The following is a 17,350-nucleotide window of genomic DNA, read 5'->3' as shown; positions in this document are numbered from 1 at the left end:
AATAATCAGCATGAACGGAGGCAGAAAGCATAAATATGAATAAGCAGCAATTTCAGCAGGACCTGATCGGCTGGTTCCAAAAAGAACAGCGTGATTTGCCTTGGCGCCGGACAGCCGACCCCTACCAAATCTGGATTTCTGAGGTCATGCTGCAGCAGACGAGAGTCGATACGGTTATTCCTTATTATAAACGCTTTGTCGAGAAATTTCCCACTGTCGAATCTTTGGCGCAAGCGGAAGAAGAGAGTTTATTGAAGTTATGGGAAGGGCTCGGATATTATTCGCGCGCTCGCAATCTTCAGGCAGGGGTGCGCGAAGTTGCAGAACAGTACGGAGGCATCGTGCCATCGACTCGTAAGGAGATTTCTTCGTTAAAAGGCGTCGGTCCTTATACGGCAGGGGCTGTATTGAGCATTGCCTATGGAGTTCCTGAACATGCGGTTGATGGTAACGTCATGCGTGTACTCAGCCGTATCCTCTTGATAGAAGAAGATATCGCCAAACCGAAGACGAGAAAAGTTTTTGAACAAGCTGTGACGGAATTGATTAGCCACGAAGATCCGTCGTCCTTCAACCAGGGCTTGATGGAACTCGGTGCACTCATTTGTACACCGACGTCGCCGAAATGTTTGTTATGCCCGGTACGCGATCATTGCAGCGCCTTTCATGAAGGAAAGGAAACTGAACTACCGGTTAAAACGAAAGCCCAAAAAACCCGTACCGCCAATTTCGCGATGATGGCGATTTGGAGCGGGGACAAGCTGTTGATGGAACAGCGTCCCGGAAAAGGTCTGCTTGCAGGCATGTGGCAGTATCCGATGCTCGAGCTGACCATAGCGCTCGAAGCGAATGAAATCGGTGAATTATATGAAGAGACATTGAACGGCGCGCTTTCTAATATCGAGAAAATTACCGCTTTCAAACATGTCTTTTCTCATTTAACATGGAACGTGGATGGCTATTTAGCCTGCGCGGAAGAATTTACGCCGCCTGAAAACATGAAATGGGTGACGCCGGAACAATTGGAGAATTTGCCGATTGCCGGACCTGGCCAAAAGATGAAGACTGCTTTAGAGCAAAGAGGAGATGTAGCAAAATGACAGAACAAAAAGTGGCATTAGTGACAGGAAGCAGCCGTGGGCTAGGAAAAGCGATGGCGATTGCCCTGGCGGAAGAAGGATACGACATCGTCGTCAATTATGCTCGCAGCAAAACAGCTGCGCTCGATACGGTAAAAGAAGTCGAAGCGAGAGGCAGAAAAGCGTTGCTTGTGCGTGCCAATGTTGGCGACGTCGAGAAATTGCGCGGCATGTTCGAGACAATCAAAGAAGAATTCGGCCGTTTGGATGTATTCGTGTCCAATGCGGCATCCGGTGTTTTGCGCCCAGTCATGGAACTGGAAGAATCGCATTGGGACTGGACGATGAACATCAACGCCAAAGCGATGCTATTCGGTGCGCAAGAAGCGGCGAAATTAATGGATCGAGGCGGCAAGATTATAGGCATCAGCTCGCTCGGCTCGATCCGTTATTTGGAAAACTACACGACGATCGGTGTGTCAAAAGCAGCTGTTGAATCGCTCACCCGTTACTTGGCGGTGGAACTTGCGCCGAAAAATATCGCAGTCAACACGGTTTCGGGCGGAGCGCTCGATACGGAAGCGTTGAAGCATTTCCCGAACCGTGAGGAACTGCTCGGTGATGCGCGCGACAACACGCCAGCAGGACGCATGGTGGAAATCGATGACATGGTGAAAACAGCGATGTTCCTCGTTTCCGATCATGCCGATATGATCCGTGGGCAGACGATCATTGTTGACGGAGGTCGGTCTATCGTCATGTGATTCTCGCAACTTTCGGCTTATTGCTGTATGTTTTCAGAATTGATTGATATAATGAACAGGAGATAACATATAGTGATAGTTAGACGAAAAGGTGGGATGGTGCATGGCGGTTCCTGCGGAGGGTGAAACAATCCAGATCCACAGTTACAAGCACAACGGACGCATCCACCGTGTCTGGCAGGAAACAACTGTACTGAAAGGGACGAACAATATTGTAATTGGCGCGAACGAGCGCACGCTGGTGAGGGAATCGGACGGCAGGACATGGTTGACGCGAGAACCGTCAATTTGTTATTTCCATGCCGAACATTGGTTCAACATCATCTGCATGCTGCGTGACGACGGCGTCTATTATTATTGCAATATCAGCTCCCCGTTCGTCTACAATAATGGATCGTTGAAATACATCGATTATGACTTGGATGTAAAAGTGTTTCCGGATATGTCTTACACGCTGTTGGATGAAGACGAATTTGAAGACCATAAGCGGCAAATGGGCTACCCAGAAGTCATCGATCAAATACTCTACCGAAATGTGGACAAGCTGATCAGCTGGATCAAGCAAAGAAGAGGCCCTTTTGCCCAGGACTTTATTGAAGTATGGACGAGCCGGTATGAATTTCATAAGCATAACCGGATTCATGACTAACATGGAAAACCTGTTGCCTGCCAACAGGTTTTTCATTTTGAACAGAATGGAGTGAACAGTTTGAGCAGTATGAAACGCTATATGAAGTTCGTCAAGCCCTATTATTGGCAAATTGCCTTGACAATTTTCATCGGGATATTCAAATTTGCGATCCCTCTTTTTATCCCTCTTTTAATCAAGATTGTTATTGATGACATCATCGGCGCGGAGGCATTGTCGGATGCTGAAAAACTCAATCAGCTGTACTTGTGGCTCGGGGGCACGGCGATCGTATTCTTTCTGCTGCGCCCGCCGATCGAATATTTCCGGCAGTATTATGCACAATATGTCAGCAATAAAATTCTCTACGATATCCGTGGTTATCTATACGGCCACCTGCAGCGCCTGAGCCTGCGCTATTACGCGAACACGCGGGCGGGAGAAATCATTTCACGGGTCATCAATGATGTCGAGCAGACGAAAAACTTCGTCATGATCGGCTTGATGAACGTCTGGCTGGATGTTGCGACGATTCTCATCGCTGTCATCATCATGCTCACGATGGATGTCTCCTTGACGATCGTGGCACTTTTAGCTTTCCCGTTTTATGCATTCAGTGTCAAATATTTCTTCGGGCGCTTGCGCGATTTGACGCGCGATCGTTCTCAGGCGCTCGCCAATGTCCAAAGTTATTTGCACGAACGCGTGCAGGGCATGAGCATCATCAAAAGCTTTGCGCTTGAGAAGCACGAACAAAAAATCTTCAACAATACAAACGATCAATTCCTGGAAAAAGCGATGGATCATACGAGATGGAATGCCAAGGCATTCGCAGTCGTCAACACCATTACGGATGTGGCGCCGCTATTGGTCATCGGCTATGCCGGCTACCAAGTTATTCAAGGGAATTTGACGCTCGGGACGATGGTCGCGTTTATCGCCTATATCGAACGGCTTTACAATCCGCTGCGCCGCCTCGTCAACTCTTCGACGACGCTCGTCCAGTCCCTTGCTTCGATGGATCGCGTCTTTGAAATGGTCGATGAAGAATATGATGTGACGGATAAAAAGGACGCTCGTGAACTTAGGCGCGTAGACGGCAAGCTTGAATTCCATAATGTCGCATTCCATTACAATGACGGGGGAAGCGAAGTGTTGTCGAATCTAAACTTTACGGTCAATCCAGGAGAGACGGTCGCCTTTGTCGGCATGAGCGGGGGCGGAAAATCGACGATTGTATCGCTCATCCCGAGATTTTATGATGTTACAGAAGGTTCGATCCGCATGGACGGGCACAACTTGAAAGACGTGACGATCCATTCCTTGCGCGACCAAATCGGGCTCGTCTTGCAGGATTCGATTCTGTTCAGCGAATCGGTCAAAGAAAATATCCTGATGGGCAAACCCGATGCAACCGACGAGGAAGTCATTGCAGCAGCAAAAGCGGCGAATGCCCATGAATTCATCGACAACTTGCCGGAAGGCTATGATACGAAAGTCGGCGAGCGCGGCGTTAAGTTATCCGGCGGTCAAAAGCAGCGCATCGCCATTTCCCGTGTCTTCCTAAAAGACCCGGCAATCCTCATATTGGATGAAGCGACATCCGCACTCGACCTCGAAAGCGAATCGCTCATCCAGGATTCCCTGGAACGCCTGGCACACGATCGCACGACATTGATGGTCGCACACCGCTTGTCAACCATCACACATGCCGACCAAATCCTGGTCATAGACAACGGACAACTGGCTGAACAAGGTACACACGAAGAGCTATTGCAAAAGCGTGGCGTCTATTACAAACTATTCCAAGTGCAGAACATAGGTTAACTATTTTAAGCTCCCCAATTTTTGGGGAGCTATTTTTAATAGGAAGGAAGGCTTTCGCCAATCTCTTGAAAACTATTGCATTACTACTAATATTACGTATAATGGAAACACGGAGAATTTTCTGAATAATTTAAAATAAAGAAGGAGGATCTCTATGGACGAACGTAAAACCATCTTGGATGTGAAAGGGCTGCGTACTTCCTTTTTCACTGATGATGGAGAAGTACCGGCAGTCGACAACGTGGATTTCCATATCCGCCAAGGAGAGGTGCTCGGCATCGTAGGGGAATCAGGTTGTGGAAAAAGTGTCACCTCATTGTCCATAATGGGGCTGGTGCCAAGTCCTCCAGGGAAAATTGTTAGTGGAGAAATTTTATTCCAAGATAAGGATTTAACCAAATTATCCGATAAAGAAATGCGCCAGATCCGCGGCGATGACATTGCGATGATCTTCCAGGAGCCGATGACTTCGCTGAACCCATTGTTTACTATCGGCAACCAATTACGCGAAGCGCTGAAGATTCACAAAAAGGATTGGTCGAAAAGCCAAATCCAAGAACGTGCCGTCGAAATGATGAAGCTAGTCGGCCTGCCACGTGCAGAAGCTTTGCTTAATGATTATCCTCACCAGTTATCGGGAGGCATGCGCCAACGCGTGATGATCGCAATGGCTCTGCTGTGCGACCCGAAAGTGCTGATCGCCGATGAACCGACCACGGCACTCGATGTGACGATCCAGGCGCAGATCCTTAAATTGATCAAGAATTTAAACGAACGGCTCGATACAGCCGTCTTGTTGATTACCCATGACCTTGGGGTCGTCGCAGAAACATGCGAACGCGTCGTTGTCATGTATGCAGGAAAAGTGGTCGAAGAAGGGCCAGTACATACCATTTTCAACGATCCGCAGCATCCATACACCCGTGGCCTTCTGGAAAGCGTGCCCGACATGCGCTTCAAGAAAGAGCGGCTATACTCTATTCCAGGAAACGTTCCTAAACCGGGATCGATCAAAGTAGGCTGCAAATATGCAGCACGTTGTGAATTTGCCTTCGATCGTTGCCGCGTGGAAGACCCGGCGTTATACCAGACGGCAGAAGACCACAAGACGCGCTGTTTCCTATTCGATCCAAAGGAGGCCGAGTCGCATGACAGAACCGTTGTTGAAAGTTGAAGGTTTAAAGAAATATTTTCCGGTTACGGGCGGCATTTTCGGGCGAGTAAAAGGTCAAGTCAAAGCGGTTGATGACATCTCCTTTTATGTAAATGAAGGCGAGACGCTCGGAATCGTTGGCGAATCCGGTTGCGGCAAGTCGACGACTGGACGCATGCTGATGCGCTTGCTCGATCCGACAGAAGGCAAAGTGACATTTGATGGCCAGGAATTAACCGGTTTGTCAGCATCTGAAATGCGCAAAGCAAGACGTGATATTCAAATGGTCTTCCAAGATCCATACGCATCACTCAATCCGCGCCATAGCATCGAGAAAATTTTGATGGAGCCGTTGAATGTCCATAATATTGGGGACCCGAAAGAGCGCAAACGAAAAGTGCATGAGTTTCTCGAAATCGTCGGGCTCAGCAGCTATCATGCCAAGCGATACCCTCATCAATTCAGCGGAGGGCAACGCCAGCGTATCGGCATTGCACGTGCGCTTATGACCAACCCTAAACTAATCATCGCCGACGAGCCGGTTTCCGCACTTGATGTATCCATTCAAGCACAAGTGCTCAATTTGATGCAGGATCTGCAGCGCGATTTGAAACTGACATACATATTCATCGCCCATGATTTAGGTGTCGTGCGTCACATCAGCGACCGCGTAGGCGTTATGTATTTGGGTAATATGGCAGAGCTTGCGGATACAGAAAGCTTGTATGAAAAGCCGCTTCATCCATACACGCAAGCGCTCCTGTCGGCAGTGCCCGTTCCGGACCCTGATTTTGTCCGGGAGGAAGTGGTGATTAAAGGGGATGTGCCGAGTCCGGCAAACCCGCCTTCGGGCTGCCGTTTCCATACTCGCTGCCCATTCAAGATGGATATCTGTTCGCAGGAGATTCCGCGTTTCGCGGAAGTTGAACCAGGTCATTCTGTAGCTTGTCACCTTTATGAGGAATGCAGGCCGCAATGATAATAAAAAAACAAAATGGAGGGGTTATTTTGGGGAAAAAGAAAATTGTATCACTCGCTTTCCTGATGCTGCTTTTGCTGTCGACAGCGCTTTACGGCTGTTCAGGCGGTGATTCGGAGTCAGGCGGAGACGGTGGAGATTCAGAATCAGGCGACGAGAAAGTCCTGATCTTCGGCCGTGGCGGCGACTCGGTGTCATTGGATCCTATCACGGTTACAGATGGAGAATCTTTCAAAGTAACAAAAAACATCTTTGATACACTGATCAACTTTGGTGAACAGGATACTGAAATTGAACCTGGTCTTGCTAGCGATTGGCAAGCATCTGAAGATGGTTTGACTTACACATTCCAATTGCAAGAAGGCGTCACATTCCATGATGGAACAGATTTCAACGCAGAAGCAGTTGTCGCGAACTTTGAGCGCTGGGCAGCTGGGGATGCAGACCAGTTCCCGTACTATAAATCAATGTTTGGCGGATTTGGCGATGAAGAAGAACATGTCATCGAATCTGTTGAAGCAACAGGTGATAACGAAGTTGTTATCAAATTGAAACGTCCTCAAGCACCATTCTTGAAAAACTTGGCGATGAGCCCATTCGGCATTGCATCACCGACAGCATTTGAAGAAGCCGGCGAATCATTTGGTGACAACCCTGTTGGTACTGGCCCATTCCAGTTTGTTGAATGGCAGCGCAACGATACAGTAACAATCGAGAAATTCGATGACTACTGGGTTGATGGGGAGCCGAAACTCGATCAAGTCGTGTTCCGTGCAATTCCGGATAACTCAGCTCGCTTGAATGCCCTATTGTCTGGCGAAATCGATTTGGCTGACGGCATCACGCCATCAGATTCAGAAACAATCGAAAATGAAGAAAACCTTCAATTGTTCGAACGTCCATCGATGAACGTTGGCTACCTTGGCTTGACTACGACTCGTGAGCCATTCGACGATCCAAAAGTCCGCCAGGCGATGAACCACGCAATCGACCGCCAGGCGATTGTTGATTCATTCTTCGAAGGCCGTGCAGAAGTAGCGAAAAACCCGATGCCGCCGGTAATCAGCGGTTATAACGACAGCATTGAAGGCTACGAATACGATCCTGAAAAAGCGAAAGAACTACTAGCAGAAGCAGGACTTGAAGATGGATTCACAATGGAATTATGGGCAATGCCAGTTCCGCGTCCGTATATGCCGGATGGCCAAAAAGTAGCGGAAGCAATCCAAAGCGATTTGGCGGAAGTCGGCATCACAGCTGAAATCGTCTCTTACGAGTGGGCAACCTACCTCGAAAAAGCGGCAGCAGGAGAAGCGGATGCATTCCTTCTTGGCTGGACAGGCGATAACGGCGATGCAGATAACTTCTTGTATGTTTTGCTTGACCAAGACAACATCGGTTCAAACAACTACACATACTACGAAAACCAAGATCTTCACGATATCTTGATCGAAGCTCAAACAGAGGTTGATGAAGATGCCCGCAACGAATTGTACATGCAGGCTCAGGAAATCATCCACGAAGATGCGCCATGGGTACCGCTTGCGCACTCTACACCTCTTCTTGCAGGTGGGACGAACGTAATCGACTTTAAAGCGCATCCAACTGGCTCTGACAAATTGTCTTCAGTAGATTTGGAGTAGGCGTTTCTTTGGGGGAGAGGTCATACTGATTTCTCCCCCTTTTCAATACATAATGCAATTGAGATGGAGAGGTGAAGAAGATGCTTCACTATATCGGGCAGCGGCTTTTGCAATTGATTCCTGTCTTACTCGGAATGACGTTTATCGTCTTTATGATTATCCGGGCAATTCCAGGTGATCCTGCACAAGTCATCCTTGGGCAACAAGCATCCGAAGAAGCAATTAAGGCATTACGGTCCAGTCTAGGGCTTGATAATCCCTGGTATATCCAATATTTCGATTACTTGAAAGGCCTGGTGACGGGAGACATGGGAGATTCACTGCGTACCCGTTCACCTGTTTCAGAAGAGATTTGGCCATATCTAGCAGCAACATTTGAATTATCATTATTCGCGATCATCATTGCCGTCGTTATCGGCATTAACGCAGGGATTATCTCCGCTTGGTTCCAGAACTCGTGGTTCGATTACACAGCGATGGTGCTAGCTCTGATCGGTGTTTCCATGCCGATCTTCTGGCTCGGTCTCATGAACCAATGGATTTTCTCAATCGAACTTGGCATATTGCCGACGACTGGCCGTGAAAATGTCCGGGATCCAATCAATAACATCACCAATTTTTATGTGTTGGACACCCTCATTCAAGGCGATTTCAACCAATTGGCGACGGTATTGAAGCATTTGGTGCTTCCAGGTACGGCACTGGCCACTATTCCGATGGCAATCATCGCACGGATGACGCGCTCTTCAATGCTTGAAGTCATGCGTTCAGATTATGTCCGGACCGCTCGCGCTAAAGGTGTCAAGATGTTCTGGGTTGTCTACAAGCATGCATTGAAAAATGCAATCATTCCTGTATTGACCATTATCGGTTTGCAGATGGGCTTGCTGCTCGGCGGCGCCATTTTGACCGAAACCATTTTCGGATGGCCAGGCATCGGGCGCTATATTTACGAAGCGATCGGGTTCCGTGATTATCCGGTTATCCAATCGGGTATTCTGGTCGTCGCATTTATCTTTGTCATGATTAATCTCTTCGTCGACTTGCTTTACGGCCTGGTCGACCCGAGGATCAAATATGATTAGGAAGGGGGAGGAGCACATTGGCTGAAACAGCAGCAGCAGACAAACAGGAAATGCAGAAAGTCGCCGGCCCTTGGAAAGAGGCATGGCGTGGATTCCGCAAAAGTAAAGTCGCGGTCGTCGGCATGGGCATCGTCATTTTCTTCATTCTTTTGGCGATTTTTGGCCCGTTGTTTACACCACAAGGCATCAACGAACAAAATCTTTCCCAGCGGCTTCTGCCTCCTTCCGGTGATCATTGGATGGGTACAGACGATTTCGGCCGCGATATCTTGTCGCGTGTCGTATACGGAGCACGCATTTCGCTATGGGTTGGATTCCTGGCAGTTATCGGTTCGGTGATTGTCGGCAGTATTCTTGGTATTTTGGCTGGCTATTACGGACGCTGGGTCGACACCATCATTTCCAGGCTGTTCGATATCATGCTGGCATTCCCAAGTATCCTTCTTGCGATTGCAGTTGTATCGGTTCTTGGACCGTCACTTCGCAACGCATTGATTGCGATTGCCATCATCAACGTACCGAACTTCGGGCGTTTGATCCGCTCGAAAGTATTGAGCATCAAGGAAGACGAATACATCATGTCGGCCAAAGCGATCGGCATGAAAGATAACCGCATTTTGATTTCGCATATTTTGCCGAACTCCATGGCGCCGGTTATCGTCCAAGGCACACTCGCGATTGCAACAGCAATCATTGAAGCTGCGGCACTCGGCTTTCTCGGGCTTGGGGCGCAGGCACCTTCCCCGGAATGGGGCAAGATGTTGGCCGATTCCCGGTCGTACTTGACCAATGCCCCGTGGACGATGATTTTCCCGGGGGTGGCGATCATGCTGACCGTACTTGGCTTTAACTTAATGGGAGACGGGCTGCGCGACGCACTCGACCCACGAATGAAATCATAAAAAAACGCCCGGAAATTTTCCGGGCGTTTTTCATATGGCATTTTCGATGTCGCTGTCGACTTCTTCGCTATGGTAATTATGGTATGCGATGATCAGCAAGTCCAAATGCTCCAGATGCTCTTCGTAGTCGAGCAGGGCAGACAGAACGTGCATCAAATGGTAAACCGAAAATTCGTCTTCTTCGACTTCGGTCGATAAATTAATTTCCTTAACGAAAATCGACATCACTTCATTGCGCTTCAATACTGCATCGGGCCCGGAGCTTTCGCTATGTTCTGGACGAATTTTTCCAACATATTTCATATAAAGCTGCTCATGATAACTCGCCAAGCTCTCAAGCCGTTCCTGCACCATCATATGGAATTGCTCAGGCAAATCTCTCAGTTCATTTTCATAACGATTCAGGCGCCGCAGAACTTCCAGACTCTTTTTCGATGTGGCAATCATTTGCCTGTACAGTACTAATTTACGGGCTTTTGTATATTGCTGTTTTTTCGTATAGCTACGTTCTTCTTTATAAAATAAATACCATTGGTCCACCTTCACTAGTTTCTCGGTCAGTTTGTCGATGTCTTCTTTGACCGACGAATGATCGGAAGCATGGCGTATTGAAATCCGGATCCACCGGATGACATCTTCGCTGACAGAATGGATTGACTGGAACAAGCGCGTTTCGTATTTTGGCGGCAAAAAGATCATATTGACGATAAAAGCTGATAAAATGCCCAACAAAACAGTCAAGAACCGCAAGGAAGCAAATACCAAGAAGTCATCCGATTGCGAATCCATGATGATGATCAATGTGACTAGTGTTAAGGGAACTGTATTTTCCAGTTTTAATTTCAGCATGATGATGATCGCTAGAATAGCGGCGACACCGATCGTCAAATAGTTCGGACCGAGCGTCAACACGAAGATAACGGCAATCGAGGCGCCAATTAAGTTCCCGTACACTTGATCGAGTAAAGTCAGGTATGACCGGTAAATGGAAGGCTGTATGGCGAAAATTGCCGCTACCCCTGCGAATACCGGCGTCGGAAGTTCAAGAAGCGTCGCCAGAAACAGGGCAAGTGATATAGCGATACCGGTTTTGAATATGCGCGCACCGAGTTTCATCGGCAAACACCTCCTTCAGGAAGAGATCGATTTTTACAACTGGGCAAATGCATGCTCTACTGCCCGGATCGACGTATCGATATCTTCTTCTGTGTGTTCAGTGGTCAAAAACCAGGCTTCGTATTTGGAAGGCGCAAAATTGATGCCTTGCTCGAGCATCAGTTTAAAGAAGCGGCCGAACATTTCACCATCCGTTGCTTCAGCTTGTTCGTAATTTTTCACCTTTTGATCGGTGAAATAAATTGTCAAAGCACCTTTTAAACGATTGATGGTAATCGTGACGCCGTGCTTTTCAGCAGCAGCCAAAATTCCTGCTTCAAGGCGCTTACCGAGTTGGTCCATCCGTTCGTAAACCCCTTGTTCCTGAAGCACTTCGAGACACGCGATGCCTGCTTGAATTGAAGCGGGATTGCCGGCCATCGTCCCTGCCTGGTAAGCGGGTCCGAGTGGTGCGACCGTTTCCATGATTTCGCGCTTCCCGCCGTATGCACCGATCGGCAAACCGCCGCCGATGATTTTTCCGAGCGCCGTCAAATCCGGCTCAAGGCCGAGCAAGTTCTGTGCGCCGCCATAATGGAAGCGAAAAGCTGTGATGACTTCATCATAGACAATCAATGCACCTTTCTCTTTAGCCAGCGCATGGACGCCTTCAAGAAATCCTTCTTGCGGTTCAACGATGCCGAAGTTGCCGACGATCGGCTCGACAAGGATGCAGGCGATTTCGTCTCCCCAACGTTCAATCGCTTCCTTGAATGCTTCCGGATCATTAAATGGAATCGTGATCACTTCATTAGCGATCGATTTCGGGACGCCTGCCGAATCAGGAGTACCGAGTGTAGCAGGGCCAGAACCGGCAGCTACGAGCACTAAGTCGGAATGACCATGGTAGCATCCGGCGAATTTCATGATTTTGGTGCGTCCTGTGTACGCTCTTGCCACGCGGATAGTCGTCATGACGGCTTCGGTTCCGCTATTGACAAAACGCACTTTATCCATTGCCGGCATCGCTTGTTTCAGCATTTTAGCGAATGTCACTTCATGCTTGGTCGGTGTGCCGAATAATACGCCGGTTTCAGCAGCGTGTGCAATGGCTTTCGCGATATGTGGGTGGCCATGCCCCGTAATGATCGGGCCGTATGCCGCCAAATAGTCAATGTATTTATTCCCATCCACATCAAAAAAATGGGCGCCTTTACCATAGTCCATCGCGATAGGAGAGCCGCCCCCTACAGCTTTATAAGAGCGGGAAGGACTATTGACCCCGCCGACAATATGTTCTAGCGCTTCTTGGTGCAATTGTTCGGAAATCGAGTGATCCATAAAATGCCTCCTAAAATAATCTATTCCTTATTGTAGACAAAATTAGCCGTAAACGCCAAAGAAATTGAAAGTAATGAAACCGTCCGGTACGATAGAGGAAAGAAAAGGAGTGATGGGTTTGGCTACATTAGAAGGATTGGCAGCACCTGACTTCACATTGCAAAATGAACAAGGCGAAACAATTTCCCTATCAGATTACGCAGGGAAAAAATATGTTGTGCTCTATTTTTATCCGAAAGACATGACGCCAGGCTGTACGACCCAAGCATGCGATTTCCGCGATGCCGAAAAAGATTTCTCGGAACTTAACGTAGAGATTTTGGGCGTCAGTGCAGATTCCAAAGAACGCCATCAAAAATTCATCGACAAGCACGGCTTGCCGTTTTCACTTCTCGTTGACGAGGATCATCAAGTGTCTGAGGCTTACGGAGTTTGGAAGCTGAAGAAAATGTATGGGAAAGAATTCTGGGGCATCGAACGCTCAACATTCTTGGTCGACCCGACAGGCACTGTTATCAAGGAATGGCGCAAAGTGAAAGTGAAAGAGCATATTGAAGAAGTATTGGAAACTGTAAAAGCAATCAGCGGTGACTAAGAGAGGAAGAATTTGATGGACGTCCTATTTACATTTGTGCCGAAAGAGAATCAGCAGGAACGGCTTCAAGCCGAATTTCCTGAAGTGAATTTTCACTTCTTATATAAGAACAAGTCATTTTTGCCAACAGCCGATATTGTGGTTACTTACGGAGAAGATTTAACGGATGAAGACATCGAAAGTGCCGAAAACCTGAAATGGATCATGGTAGCAAGCGCAGGAATCGAAAAAATGCCCCATGCTGCTATAGCAAAAAAAAGTATAATCGTTTCGAACGTCAAAGGGATTCATAAAACCCCGATGGCAGAATCCGCTTTAGCGCATTTGTTGGCGCTTAAACGCTCCTTGCCATTCATTTATGAGAGCCAGCGTAATGGGGAATGGAACCGCAAAACGCAATCATCCGAACTAGCTGGTTCAAAAGCCGTCGTGTTCGGACCTGGCGCGATCGGTTCAGAAATCGGCCGCTTGCTTCAGGCATTCGGCGTCCGGACGATTGGCTGCAACCGCTCAGGAAATGATGTTGAATATATGGATGAGATGGTGTCTAGTGAAAATGTATTAACTGTTCTTCCAGATGCTGATATTGTGCTATCTGTATTGCCGAGCACGGAGGAAACCTATCATCTATTGAAGAAAGAACATTTCGAGGCGATGAAAGAAGATGCGATTTTTATGAATTTAGGCCGCGGTGATCTGGTAGAAGACCAAGTGATGCTTGAAGCGCTAGACAACAAAGAAATTGGCTATGCGGTATTGGATGTTTTCGAAGAAGAGCCGCTGCCGGCAGACCACCCGTATTGGAAGATGGACAATGTCATCATTTCTCCGCATGTTTCGAGCCATTCCGGAAAATACGTCGAGCGCGCATTGGATGTTTTCATTCCGAATTTACGTGCTTGGATCAAAGGCGATAAATCACCATCAAATCCAGTGGATATGAAAAGGGGTTATTGAAGATGAAAATCTACACGAAAACAGGAGATAAAGGAACGACTTCACTCGTATACGGCAGCCGCGTCAAAAAGAATGATCCGCTCGTTGAAGCCTACGGGACTTGCGATGAGGCAAATACGATGATCGGTCTCGGTGTGGGACATTTAAATGGAGAGTTTTTCGAGCGAAAAGAAGCTCTTTGTGAAATCTTCCATCAGATTCAAACGGTTCTTTTTCACGTTGGAGCCGAATTGGCGACTCCAGCAGGTAAAGAAGTGAAATGGAAGCTAGAGCCTGAACATATCACTCTACTAGAAACATGGATCGACGAATATGACGCAGAACTCCAACCGCTCAGCAATTTCATCTTGCCCGGCGGCCATCCCGCAGGAGCAGCACTCCATGTAGCCCGTACAATTGTGCGCCGCGCCGAGCGCAATGTGATAGCGATAGGGGAAGATGTTTCACCCAATGTATTGGCATATTTGAACAGGCTTTCCGACTTTCTCTTCGTCGCGGCGCGATTCGTCAATCAGCAATTAGGTTCCAAGGAAAAGGGACTTCATGCAGAATAGAGAAAAGCTTCAAACAGCAGGGCTTCATGTCCTGCTGTTTTTTGTTAAACCTAAAAAATTAGCTAGTGGAATAAACAGAAAATTAGCGTCCTATAGCGATTTCTTGACACAATGAGGTTTTTTTAGGTACACTAATTATAACGATTATAATGTAAGAATATATACGAAGTGAGGTGCCCAGCGATGTCTGAAGCCCAATTGAAAGACGCACTCGATACATTGAAGTCTACAGGTGTTAGAATTACACCCCAGCGTCATGCGATTTTGGAGTTTATGATCCATTCTACATCGCATCCGACAGCAGATGATATTTATCGCGCGCTTGAAAAAGCCTTTCCCAATATGAGTGTAGCCACCGTTTATAATAATCTACGTGTTTTTAAAAAAGCGGGGTTGGTAAAAGAATTGACCTATGGGGATTCTTCAAGCCGCTTTGATTTTGTCACACATGATCATTACCACATGATCTGCAACGAGTGCGGGAAAATTGTTGACTTCCACTATCCCGGATTGGATGAAGTGGAACATCTAGCATCCCATGTAACAGGGTTCCAAGTGGATTACCATCGCTTGGAAATCTACGGGACATGCCGCGATTGTTACAGTGAGTCAGCGAAAGCACAATAAAAAAAGAATGCCCGCCAATTCGGCGGGCATTCTTTTTTTATTGTTGGGGCTTTTTCTTATTATATTCTTCGTTGAATTCTTTGCCTTCGAGAGAAGGGTCCATCGTCAACGGTTCGTTGCAATGCATACAGATATCTACACGTCCGAGCATTTTTGTATGGCGTTCGCAATTCGGGCACTGTACAGGCACAGTTTTCATCGAGAGCAGGCCAATCCAAGCATAGACACCCGTACTTCCGATAATAGCGATAACACCGAGAAGCATAAAGATGACCATAACAATTGGTTGATTACGGAAATAGATGCCGACATACATAATCACGATGCCGATAAAAATCAATGCCAAAGCGAAGGTCCGAATGCGATTGATTTTATTTTTATAAGATTTCATGAGCGGTTCCTCCTTGCGTCCATCATACTATATCATAAACGTCCGCAAAAAGGGTTAAGCTAATTCCGTTAAAGGAATATAAGAGAAATATGTCGAAATAAAGAAAAACGCCTTAGAATATTTGCATGCCTAGAGTATAGAGGGCATCATAAAACACATAAAGATAGACTGCAGGGAGTGACGACGGATGGAACAAATATTGAGACCGTTATATCAAGAACGCGCGAGCCAGGAAACAACGCTAGGTGTCATCCTAATAGAGAAGAGAGAAGACATCAGCCCAATTACAGATACATTCGATTCAATCCTTCTGATCATTACAAAAGAAAATGAAACCCCAGTTTTTACAAAACATTATACGTACTTAGATAAAAAAGCGGCAATGCACATCATCACAGAAAAGCAATTGCATAAGTGGCTTCTATTGGGAACTAACCGTAAAATTGTCGACTGGCTCTTTAACGGCCGTGTCATATATGATCGCAATGAATTTATGGAAAAACTAAAAACTGAGTTAAAAGAGTATCCCTTCTACGGCAGAAAAATCAAAATGGGTGTGGAGTTTGCTAAACTGATTCGTCGTTATCTTGAAGGTAAAATGTTCTTCGAAGAAAAAAATTATTTGGATGCATATCATCACATGGTAGAGTCGCTCCATCATCTGGCTCGGTTATCAGTTCTTGAGAATGGGCTTCCGCCTGAAGTGACAGTGTGGTCACAGGTGAAGAAGATGGAGCCGGCAATCTATAAATTGTACGAAGAACTCATCTCAAGCGACGAGCCGATTGACAAGCGCTTGGAGCTTTTATTCTTAGCCAGCGAATTTTTCATCCATTCTCGTACAAAAGACGGATCACAGCATATTCGTGAAGTAATGGAGAAGCAAAGCAGCTGGACAATTCAGGAATTGCACGAACAGGAAGAATTGAAAAATTATTCTTCCAATCTTGAAGTGTTAATTGAGTTCTTAATCGAAAAGGATTTAATTGCAATTAACGGCGTAAAGACAAAAAGCGAAGGTATCTTCCATCGTTATTATTCAAACAAGCGCTAAATAATTTTACAGGAAGAAAGCTGACAGGGAAGTCGCCCCGTCAGCTTTCTTCATTATAGCAAGTTAAAGAATAGCAAAATACTGCACAAGAATAGATGTACTTCAAAACACTTTGAGGATATTTTCAATTTAAGCGTTGACAATCAAGAAACTAATGTATTATGATATTACATGTCGCTCGAACAGATTAAGTTTTTTACAATAATAAAAAAGACTTGACTCTTTCGCTCAGCGATGCTAAATTATAGAAGTTGCTCTTGAAGCAACGTGGAAATTTGAACCTTGAAAACTGAACAGCAAAACGTCAACAATACAGTCGCGAGCGATCGCGACACAACTTACTGATCAGCGTATGCAGATCAAGCGAATCGTGCGTCTTTCGAGACGGCGATGCGCCAGCAACTATTGAGCAATCAACTATTCTATAATGGAGAGTTTGATCCTGGCTCAGGACGAACGCTGGCGGCGTGCCTAATACATGCAAGTCGAGCGGAACCATTGGAGCTTGCTCCTTTGGTTTAGCGGCGGACGGGTGAGTAACACGTGGGCAACCTGCCCTGCAGATCGGGATAACTCCGGGAAACCGGTGCTAATACCGAATAGTTTACGGCCTCTCATGAGGCGGTACGGAAAGACGGTTTCGGCCTACCAAGGCGACGTATAATGAAGAGTTTGA

Annotated in this window: 17 protein-coding genes and 1 rRNA gene; 15 read left to right on the top strand and 3 right to left on the bottom strand. The window is 46.9% G+C overall.

Annotated elements, in window-relative coordinates:
- Positions 1-35 precede the first annotated feature (35 nt).
- The 9 genes from mutY (at position 36) to nikC (ending at position 10,060) form a co-directional block, all read left to right on the top strand.
- Positions 36-1,100 (top strand): A/G-specific adenine glycosylase, encoded by a 1,065-nt coding sequence (mutY, locus tag KTG14_RS16440; RefSeq protein WP_216971898.1) that lies wholly within the window; start codon positions 36-38, stop codon positions 1,098-1,100.
- Positions 1,097-1,843 carry an enoyl-[acyl-carrier-protein] reductase FabL gene (gene fabL, locus KTG14_RS16435; protein WP_216971897.1) on the top strand — a complete coding sequence of 249 codons (747 nt, stop codon included), beginning with the start codon at positions 1,097-1,099 and terminating at the stop codon, positions 1,841-1,843. The genes mutY and fabL overlap by 4 nt, the downstream gene beginning before the upstream one ends.
- A 103-nt stretch (positions 1,844-1,946) precedes the next feature.
- Positions 1,947-2,492: a nucleoside tri-diphosphate phosphatase gene (ntdP, locus tag KTG14_RS16430; protein WP_058381347.1), complete on the top strand. Its 546-nt coding sequence runs from the start codon at positions 1,947-1,949 to the stop codon at positions 2,490-2,492.
- Between the two features lie 60 nt (positions 2,493-2,552).
- A complete protein-coding gene (locus KTG14_RS16425; RefSeq protein ID WP_302054959.1) occupies positions 2,553-4,298 on the top strand; it encodes an ABC transporter ATP-binding protein in 1,746 nt (581 codons plus the stop codon).
- 154 nt (positions 4,299-4,452) lie between these two features.
- The gene (locus KTG14_RS16420; protein ID WP_058381345.1) at positions 4,453-5,472 is read left to right on the top strand and encodes an ABC transporter ATP-binding protein; all 1,020 of its coding nucleotides are present in this window, start codon (positions 4,453-4,455) and stop codon (positions 5,470-5,472) included.
- On the top strand, positions 5,447-6,430 hold the full coding sequence (locus KTG14_RS16415; protein ID WP_216971896.1) for an ABC transporter ATP-binding protein: 984 nt from the start codon (positions 5,447-5,449) through the stop codon (positions 6,428-6,430). Before KTG14_RS16420 ends, KTG14_RS16415 begins: the two co-directional genes overlap by 26 nt.
- Before the next feature lie 29 nt (positions 6,431-6,459).
- Positions 6,460-8,073 (top strand): ABC transporter substrate-binding protein, encoded by a 1,614-nt coding sequence (locus KTG14_RS16410; protein ID WP_216971895.1) that lies wholly within the window; start codon positions 6,460-6,462, stop codon positions 8,071-8,073.
- Positions 8,074-8,153: 80 nt separating this feature from the next.
- Positions 8,154-9,158, top strand: a complete 1,005-nt coding sequence (locus KTG14_RS16405) for an ABC transporter permease (RefSeq protein ID WP_216971894.1) — start codon at positions 8,154-8,156, stop codon at positions 9,156-9,158.
- A 50-nt stretch (positions 9,159-9,208) separates the two neighbouring features.
- Positions 9,209-10,060 carry a nickel transporter permease gene (gene nikC / locus KTG14_RS16400; RefSeq protein ID WP_216971916.1) on the top strand — a complete coding sequence of 284 codons (852 nt, stop codon included), beginning with the start codon at positions 9,209-9,211 and terminating at the stop codon, positions 10,058-10,060.
- 30 nt (positions 10,061-10,090) lie between these two features.
- Here nikC and KTG14_RS16395 read toward each other — a convergent pair whose 3' ends face one another.
- A complete protein-coding gene (locus tag KTG14_RS16395; protein ID WP_216971893.1) occupies positions 10,091-11,176 on the bottom strand; it encodes an FUSC family protein in 1,086 nt (361 codons plus the stop codon).
- Between the two features lie 33 nt (positions 11,177-11,209).
- Positions 11,210-12,496, bottom strand: a complete 1,287-nt coding sequence (locus KTG14_RS16390) for a glutamate-1-semialdehyde 2,1-aminomutase (protein WP_216971892.1) — start codon at positions 12,494-12,496, stop codon at positions 11,210-11,212.
- A 118-nt stretch (positions 12,497-12,614) separates the two neighbouring features.
- On the opposite strand from KTG14_RS16390, the gene bcp reads away from it, so the two are divergent.
- The 4 genes from bcp (at position 12,615) to perR (ending at position 15,229) form a co-directional block, all read left to right on the top strand.
- A complete protein-coding gene (gene bcp / locus KTG14_RS16385; RefSeq protein WP_216971891.1) occupies positions 12,615-13,091 on the top strand; it encodes a thioredoxin-dependent thiol peroxidase in 477 nt (158 codons plus the stop codon).
- A 15-nt stretch (positions 13,092-13,106) separates the two neighbouring features.
- A complete protein-coding gene (locus tag KTG14_RS16380) occupies positions 13,107-14,048 on the top strand; it encodes a D-2-hydroxyacid dehydrogenase (protein ID WP_216971890.1) in 942 nt (313 codons plus the stop codon).
- 2 nt (positions 14,049-14,050) lie between these two features.
- Positions 14,051-14,602 (top strand): cob(I)yrinic acid a,c-diamide adenosyltransferase, encoded by a 552-nt coding sequence (locus tag KTG14_RS16375; protein ID WP_216971889.1) that lies wholly within the window; start codon positions 14,051-14,053, stop codon positions 14,600-14,602.
- A 183-nt stretch (positions 14,603-14,785) separates the two neighbouring features.
- Positions 14,786-15,229, top strand: a complete 444-nt coding sequence (perR, locus tag KTG14_RS16370; protein ID WP_058381335.1) for a peroxide-responsive transcriptional repressor PerR — start codon at positions 14,786-14,788, stop codon at positions 15,227-15,229.
- A gap of 37 nt (positions 15,230-15,266) precedes the next feature.
- Here the strand turns inward: perR and KTG14_RS16365 are convergent, their stop codons facing one another.
- A complete protein-coding gene (locus KTG14_RS16365) occupies positions 15,267-15,620 on the bottom strand; it encodes a YgzB family protein (protein WP_211653647.1) in 354 nt (117 codons plus the stop codon).
- 187 nt (positions 15,621-15,807) lie between these two features.
- Here KTG14_RS16365 and KTG14_RS16360 point away from each other — a divergent pair, with 187 nt between their 5' ends.
- Complete coding sequence (locus KTG14_RS16360; protein ID WP_216971888.1) at positions 15,808-16,674, top strand: nucleotidyltransferase-like protein; 867 nt, start codon at positions 15,808-15,810, stop codon at positions 16,672-16,674.
- Positions 16,675-17,098: 424 nt separating this feature from the next.
- Positions 17,099-17,350: ribosomal RNA gene (locus KTG14_RS16355) — 16S ribosomal RNA — on the top strand; the annotation flags it as partial.

Source organism: Planococcus sp. CP5-4_YE, assembly GCF_019042655.1.
Lineage (GTDB): Bacteria > Bacillota > Bacilli > Bacillales_A > Planococcaceae > Planococcus.
The sequence above is the reverse complement of the archived record's forward strand: the minus strand, read 5'-3'. Positions and strand labels throughout refer to the sequence as shown.

Bases quoted from the DNA above. Each gene is read 5' to 3' on its own strand.
- mutY (WP_216971898.1), top strand. From the start codon at position 36: ATGAATAAGCAGCAATTTCAGCAGGACCTGATCGGCTGGTTCCAAAAA.
- fabL (WP_216971897.1), top strand. From the start codon at position 1,097: ATGACAGAACAAAAAGTGGCATTAGTGACAGGAAGCAGCCGTGGGCTA.
- ntdP (WP_058381347.1), top strand. From the start codon at position 1,947: ATGGCGGTTCCTGCGGAGGGTGAAACAATCCAGATCCACAGTTACAAG.
- KTG14_RS16420 (WP_058381345.1), top strand. From the start codon at position 4,453: ATGGACGAACGTAAAACCATCTTGGATGTGAAAGGGCTGCGTACTTCC.
- KTG14_RS16415 (WP_216971896.1), top strand. From the start codon at position 5,447: ATGACAGAACCGTTGTTGAAAGTTGAAGGTTTAAAGAAATATTTTCCG.
- KTG14_RS16405 (WP_216971894.1), top strand. From the start codon at position 8,154: ATGCTTCACTATATCGGGCAGCGGCTTTTGCAATTGATTCCTGTCTTA.
- nikC (WP_216971916.1), top strand. From the start codon at position 9,209: ATGCAGAAAGTCGCCGGCCCTTGGAAAGAGGCATGGCGTGGATTCCGC.
- KTG14_RS16395 (WP_216971893.1), bottom strand. From the start codon at position 11,176: ATGAAACTCGGTGCGCGCATATTCAAAACCGGTATCGCTATATCACTT.
- KTG14_RS16390 (WP_216971892.1), bottom strand. From the start codon at position 12,496: ATGGATCACTCGATTTCCGAACAATTGCACCAAGAAGCGCTAGAACAT.
- KTG14_RS16380 (WP_216971890.1), top strand. From the start codon at position 13,107: ATGGACGTCCTATTTACATTTGTGCCGAAAGAGAATCAGCAGGAACGG.
- KTG14_RS16375 (WP_216971889.1), top strand. From the start codon at position 14,051: ATGAAAATCTACACGAAAACAGGAGATAAAGGAACGACTTCACTCGTA.
- perR (WP_058381335.1), top strand. From the start codon at position 14,786: ATGTCTGAAGCCCAATTGAAAGACGCACTCGATACATTGAAGTCTACA.
- KTG14_RS16365 (WP_211653647.1), bottom strand. From the start codon at position 15,620: ATGAAATCTTATAAAAATAAAATCAATCGCATTCGGACCTTCGCTTTG.
- KTG14_RS16360 (WP_216971888.1), top strand. From the start codon at position 15,808: ATGGAACAAATATTGAGACCGTTATATCAAGAACGCGCGAGCCAGGAA.